General features: G+C 45.2%; 5 protein-coding genes. 2 read left to right on the top strand and 3 right to left on the bottom strand.

What is annotated here, in order from left to right; genetic code table 11:
* Positions 1 to 105: 105 nt before the first annotated feature.
* A complete protein-coding gene (locus tag F6K57_RS22750; RefSeq protein WP_293070785.1) occupies positions 106 to 1,416 on the bottom strand; it encodes a dihydrolipoamide acetyltransferase family protein in 1,311 nt (436 codons plus the stop codon).
* A 1,584-nt stretch (positions 1,417 to 3,000) separates the two neighbouring features.
* Here F6K57_RS22750 and F6K57_RS22755 point away from each other — a divergent pair.
* Positions 3,001 to 3,744, top strand: a complete 744-nt coding sequence (locus F6K57_RS22755; protein ID WP_293070787.1) for a PEP-CTERM sorting domain-containing protein — start codon at positions 3,001 to 3,003, stop codon at positions 3,742 to 3,744.
* A gap of 162 nt (positions 3,745 to 3,906) precedes the next feature.
* Complete coding sequence (locus tag F6K57_RS22760; protein ID WP_293070789.1) at positions 3,907 to 4,389, top strand: hypothetical protein; 483 nt, start codon at positions 3,907 to 3,909, stop codon at positions 4,387 to 4,389.
* Between the two features lie 145 nt (positions 4,390 to 4,534).
* On the opposite strand, the gene F6K57_RS22765 is transcribed toward F6K57_RS22760, so the two are convergent.
* On the bottom strand, positions 4,535 to 4,984 hold the full coding sequence (locus F6K57_RS22765; protein ID WP_044495479.1) for a YlqD family protein: 450 nt from the start codon (positions 4,982 to 4,984) through the stop codon (positions 4,535 to 4,537).
* A gap of 630 nt (positions 4,985 to 5,614) precedes the next feature.
* The coding region (locus F6K57_RS22770; RefSeq protein WP_293070791.1) for an AMP-binding protein at positions 5,615 to 6,459 on the bottom strand (845 nt) is incomplete at its 5' end.

Below are 6,459 nucleotides of genomic sequence, written 5' to 3' on the forward strand. Positions count from 1 at the left end.
AAGCAAAATAGTGAACAATTTTACTGAGAGGGGCGCACCGTTGTGCGCCCCTCTCAGTAATTAAATAATATGAAAAACAAGTAGGTGTAACCCAAAGGGATAAGCTTATAGAGTTAACGACTGCGGATCAGTTTCAATCAACTTCGCCAAGTCTTGCAAGAACGCTGCAGCATCAGTACCATAGATAATCCGGTGGTCACAGGTAATATTCACTTGCATCTGACGCTTTACTCCCATCATGCCGTCAGGGGTAGCTACTACCGTAGGACGGGATGCACCAATGGCCAAAATAGAACCCTGTCCTGGGGGCAAAATCGCATCAAACCGGTCTACACCAAACATTCCTAAATTGGATAGGGTGAAAGTACCGGAATTATATTCCTCTGGCTGCAACTGCTTAGTTCTGGCACGGTCTACTAAATCTTTCCAAGTGCGAGACAGAGAATAAATATCCAGCTGCTCCGCATGGCGCAATACTGGGGTAATCAACCCACCATCAGCCATTGCCACAGCCACAGCTACATTAATGGAACTGTGATACTGAATTCCCCGTTCGGTATAACTAGCATTGACCAAGGGATGCTTCTGCAAGGTAACCGCTACTGCCTTAGCTAGCAGCCCGGTCATGGTAACACCCTTAGGCTTGATTTTTTTGTATAACTTATCTAACTCATCGGTAGTGATGGTGTAACCAACCCTGAAGGTAGGCACTTGCAGGCTGACCATCATATTCCGCACCACTGCATTTTGCAGGGTATTGAACGGCACCACTTCTCCCAGGGGTACAGCCGCAGCAGGTGCTGGCAGAGGCGCTGGCATAGTTGCTGGGATGGGAGTGGGCATTACAGCCGGTGTCGGGGGTGGTGCTGGGGTGGTGGTTACTGGTGCCGGGGGAGTACTCACTTTACCTGCTGCTGCTTCCACATCCTCAGCCACAATCCTGCCATGGGGACCACTTCCTCTCAAGGTATTCAGATCAATCCGTAATTCCTTCGCTAGTTTACGAGCTCGGGGAGAAGCAATAATTCGTCCATTACGGCGGCTGGGAGTATCAGCAATGGCAGCGGGAGCGGTCTGTACCGGTTCTGGGGTTGATGCCGTTGCTTGCTGAGGCGTTGCTGTGTCAATAGCTGGTGTAGATTGGGCAGCTTGTTGTTTAGCTGCTTCAATTTCCGCTTCCGTTTCGGCAATCAGAGCAATCGGGGCTCCCACCGGAGCAGTGTCACCAGCTGATACCGTGATTGTGGCAAGATAGCCTTCATAGAAGGACTCAACGTCCATATCAGCCTTATCCGACTCAACCACCACCACGGTTTCACCTTTTTCGACTTTGTCTCCGGGAGATTTTTCCCAGGAAACGATTTTGCCTTCGGTCATGGTTGAACTGAGGGCGGGCATGAAAACTTCGTGAATCATGGGGTGGTCTTCTAAATCAATTCTAGAGAGCTAGCAAAAACATTATGCCAGCTTGCATTGTAACTTGAATAAGCCCCAGAAAGCCATCGTACTCTGTAAAGAAACCATGAGGCGGGCTTCCATGGTTTTCTACAATACGGATATCCTGTTTGTCCTTGGGATTAGGGATTAGGTGCGATTCGTTAGCTATAAACCTTACCCGATAAGGGTATGGGGGATTAGCTGCGCTTGACATATGAACCTAGACAACTTGATAACCATGCAGGTGTTAGTCCAGCCCGGAGACAAAACCAAAGAATAGTGCAGCCTTAGTACAAAACCTTACTCCTATGATGCCTAACCTGCTGACCATAAAGGCTGCACTATTCTTTCGGTAACTTCTGACCCTCGCGGAATCCTCCTGACAGCCTTACCCCTATTAGTAAGACATAACTTGCTTACTGATAAAGCGGGGTCAAGTAGTGAAGCACTGCCAGCTATCATGTGGTGTTAGTAACAGCTCATGACTCATGGGTACACACCGAAGGTATGTTTAAATCATCGTCATGCTCAAGTGGCGCTTGCTTGCTGAATCGCCACAGACAAAAGTCAATGGGATTTTGACTAAAAGTTCTACTCCTAAAGCGAGATTCTACTACAATATCCCCGGTGAACAGTACCGCCCTAAAAGTCCAATCAATGGTTATCAGGAACGAAGTAACCTCTGTATTTGCTCTGATGAAGGTCAATACTAGAGTAGGTAGTTAGCCGCAAGGGATAGGTCGGTAAGATTGACGTCAGAAGCTAAAGTCACCGGGTAATGCAAACGAATATGCTGACGGACTCACATTTTAGGAAAAGAGATAGTTGTAAGTACCAATTGATAGGTCTAAAACCCTGGAATTTTTTTTCCAGACGGTGGAATGAAATAAGGTTAACAGGAGTGTGAATCTTATTGAAGTTGGAAAAGCGAATATTTCGAGCCCTTTTGCCATGGTCAAACATGGCCACTGAGGTACCAATGACAATGGTTCCTATAATGAGGAGCCGGGTGAAGGGAAACTTTCACGCCCGGTTTTGTTGGCGTAGCCTTCCCGAAGGGTAGACGAGTCAGTGAGGTGACTCACTGGCTTAGTTTAATGGGAGTGGGTAGCTACCAATCACTCTATACATGCTCATGGCTTTTAACTAAAAGCTCTTATCTAGCAAAGGGAGCAGGGAGTAGGGAGTAGGGAGTAGGGAGTAGGGAGTAGGGAACTTTTGATCAAAAATTCCCACAATTCATTATAGGTACCCTTGACGGCTGACAGGGTCAGTCTAATATCTAGTTTAGTATAATCTTAAATTGTATCGATTTTGGTTCCCGAATGAAGGTCACTTCACTAAATCTTTAATTAATAGACTCACACATTGAATAAATGAATAATTTATCCCAAGAGAGGAAACTTATACCTAACAGATAAGGTAAGCCAACATAAGATCACTATTATCATATACTTTGGAACGTAAAATTAGATGGAAAGCGTTAATTAAAACTCTCCAAAAAAATAAAAAAAAAACGATTAAAACGCTAAAATTCAGTAAGTATTTAAGGGTTTAAAAACCATGAAAAAGTTATCAACACTTACGCTCACAGCAGCCTTAGTTACTTTGGTAACAGTAGGTGCTAATCCCGCTCTAGCTGATACATACTTACTGGATTTTGAAAAGGATGATGCTGGTAACCTTCTCCAGGCGGGAACTAAAACAAATATTGGTGAGCAATGGGCAAAATTCGGTGTGCATATAACCAGTAATAAAGGGTCTAATCATCCCTTAAGGTTATTCAACAGCAATTGCGGACCTGATTTTGGGATTACATGCAGCGGTGGAGACGCTGACTTAGCCACGGGACCTTCATTTGGGACGAAGCCACAGGGTAACGTCTTAATTATCAATGAGAACACAAATGAAGAACCTGACGACTGGGCTGGCGGTGGCATCATTTCCTTTGCTTTTGATAAACCCGTTTCTCTCGATTATGTCACCCTTATAGACATTGATGAGAATCTAAATAATACAAACGGATATCTGGAAGCCTTTCTGAAGGATGGCACAACAGAGAAACAATCACTAACACTTGGGACAGACAACTCCCTATCCACTTACGATTTCAGCTATCTTCCTGAATATTCAGTGACCAAGCTAGATATTAAACTACCAGGAAGTGGTGCGGTCTCTGGCATCAAGTTTCGCGATTTCCCAGATCCCCCTAAGCCTTCTAAGAAAGTTCCCGAACCAACTTCGACATTGGGTCTGTTGATGTTGGGTGCTATGGGTGCAGGGTCAGTGTTCAAGCGCTATAAATAATACCATCAGTAATTAGATGGACTTGGGTTAAGGGAATAATCTGTTTTGTGGAGTGTTAAGTGTTAAGTGTTGACCGTTGAATGTCGAGTTTTGAGCTTTGACTGTTGACTGTCAACAGCCGACAAGTTAGCTTGATTTCTATTGAATGCAAGTTGGTATGAAATGCTTAACAAAAAACTTTCCTTGACCGTGCTTACAGGTATTATCCTAATCCTGAGTGCTTGCAATCTGATTAGCAAACCCCCTGCACCGAAACCAACTGAGTCTCCTGCTAATGTCCAGACCAAGCGAGAAGACTACAAAGCCATTGACCTAGCCAATAAGGCAACACCTGATCAGCTGATTGGTGCCGATCCAAAAGCGATCGCATTATCTACCTTTGGTCAAAACCAATCACTGTTGATTGAAGGAAACTTTGATCAACAGGTCAAGGTAGATTATCCTAAACCTGATCAAGCGGTAGTCACCATCACTCAAACGGGTTTACAGGATGACTCTGTACGTGGCATCCGGTATCGTATTGAGTTATCACCCAAGGAATCAGCCCAAACTGGCAAACAGTGGCAGATCATGTGGGCTGGTCAACAGTTTACCTGTCGAGAGGGTCGGGGTCATCAGGATTGGTCTACGGAATTTTGCCAGTAATCGCTGGCTCAATGGCAAAGGGGTGAAAGACAATACACTTTTAAACACGGATAGACAGATAACCAACTATCTGTCTATCCGTGTCTATTCATCTGGTGTGACCTTTTCCTTAATCTGTAGCTATTAATTCAGCCTTGACATCGTACTAAATATCACCGCGAATTTCTTCGATAACCCCATCCCGCAGCAGAATTTCCACGTTCATCTTTTTGACTAGGTTATCTCCCTCTTCCACCCTGAAGAAGCTTTCTAGCTGACCTTGACTAACTTCCTGGTCGAGTTCGAGGGTTTGGACTTGTTGTAGTTGCTGAAGTTGCTGGTTTTTCTGCTCTAGCAGTTCACTTTTCTTTTGATTGACCTGGGTTTGAATGCTTTCAATTTGTTGCGATACCTGAGGACCAGGAGGATTCACGCTCTGGTTTTTAATCTCAGCGATCGCTTTTTGTCCCTGCAGATCAATCTGTTGCAGTTGGCCGTCGAGTTGGTTGATTTGATTTTGTAGTTGTTGCTGAACCTCTTCCTTCCATCGAGGGGTAACGATGGCTTTGATATTAATTGGCCGTTTCAAGAGTAAGTTCTTATTAGAGTCGTCCATATGCGTTCCACTATGTAAGTTTGAGGGATTGAGAGTGTGACTGGTTATATTGCTCAATAATTCTGAGAAAGAAGATTGAGGTTCAGTCTCAAGGTTCGAGGCCCGCACCTCTAAACCTTCTAACGTTTTAACAGAAACTCGCGGAATTCCCCACCTTCTTTGACGGTGGGGATGGATAGCCGAACGATTGATTATATGCTAATATCAAAATAACTCGCTTAGGTTTACATGGTCAGGCATGGGCTGATGATAGTTGAGCTAGGTGGATAAGAGATGTAGTCAAAGTGCGTGAACGAACTCGACCACCGTTCGCCAAAGCGTTTCGGCTTTCTCCGACGCTACGCGAACTGAAAAGGCAAGCGCAAGATGTCATGAGACATCATCGACTGGAACACCAGTTATAAACCGCGAAAACCAAGCGGCAAAAAAAGAATTACTGCCTGGGTCAGACGGGCGGCTGCCTGTGGAAGCTAAGTAAGACCATCACCAGATTCAGTTCTGGACTTTCTATCTGCACGGAAGTACCCAACCTGGCATCAGCGGATGAAACGGGAAATCCTAAAGACGAATAAGACCGTCCTTGTGACGCCAGTTGGAAGCCCCAACTTGAGCGGATCTTGTTGGGGTACTTCACGCAAACATCGCGTCAATGATAGCGCGATAGCGTTCCGTGACTACAGGTCGTCGGATTTTAAAGGTTTGAGTCATCATGCCATTTTCCTGGGAAAACGGCTCTAGAATTAGCCTAAAGGTGCTGATGCGGTCATCTTGGCGATAACCTGGTCGATTTTGGACTTCTCGGTTTAATTCAGTCCGGTATAACGTCTGAACCTCTTTAATATTTAAATCAACATCTTGAGCGAATACGTCAAGGGGAAGATTTTGAGCCGCTACCCACCCTTGCAAGGCATCTAAATTTGGTACTATTAAAGCACCCAATGCCTTTTGGTCTTGACCAACCAGCATAATCTGGTCAATGTAAGCACTACGCAAACAAGCATCTTCTATCGGTTGTGGCTCGATATTTTCCCCATTGGTAAGAACTATAGTATCTTTGGCTCTGCCAGTGAGTACCAAATCATTCTGGGGGGTCACCCAACCTAAATCCCCTGTATCAAACCACCGGTCTCGATCAATTGCCTTAGCGGTAGCTTCTGGTTTGTGATAATATTCCTGCATTACCTGTGCTCCCTTTACCATCACCAAGCCTGTTTGACCTTGGGGTAAAGGCTGATGAGTCTCAGGGTCAACAATCCGGATTTGAGTGTGCGGTAAAGGTGGTCCAGCACTAAAACGCAGGTTACGATAGGAACGCCGGGCATTAGTAACGGGAGAGGTTTCGGTTAACCCATAGCCGACTAGGACTTCGACACCAATAATCTCAAAGAAGTTATCCAAGTGCCTCGCTAAGGAACCCCCACCACTAATGACTTGCTTGATTTCTCCCCCAGTGGCTTCCCGGACTTTTTGATAAA

It is taken from the genome of Moorena sp. SIO4A5 (assembly GCF_010672005.1).
Lineage (GTDB): Bacteria > Cyanobacteriota > Cyanobacteriia > Cyanobacteriales > Coleofasciculaceae > Moorena.

What these genes read in the sequence shown, in the direction of transcription:
- F6K57_RS22750 (WP_293070785.1), bottom strand. Translation starts at nt 1,416, where the DNA reads ATGATTCACGAAGTTTTCATGCCCGCCCTCAGTTCAACCATGACCGAA.
- F6K57_RS22760 (WP_293070789.1), top strand. Translation starts at nt 3,907, where the DNA reads ATGCTTAACAAAAAACTTTCCTTGACCGTGCTTACAGGTATTATCCTA.
- F6K57_RS22765 (WP_044495479.1), bottom strand. Translation starts at nt 4,984, where the DNA reads ATGGACGACTCTAATAAGAACTTACTCTTGAAACGGCCAATTAATATC.
- F6K57_RS22755 (WP_293070787.1), top strand. Translation starts at nt 3,001, where the DNA reads ATGAAAAAGTTATCAACACTTACGCTCACAGCAGCCTTAGTTACTTTG.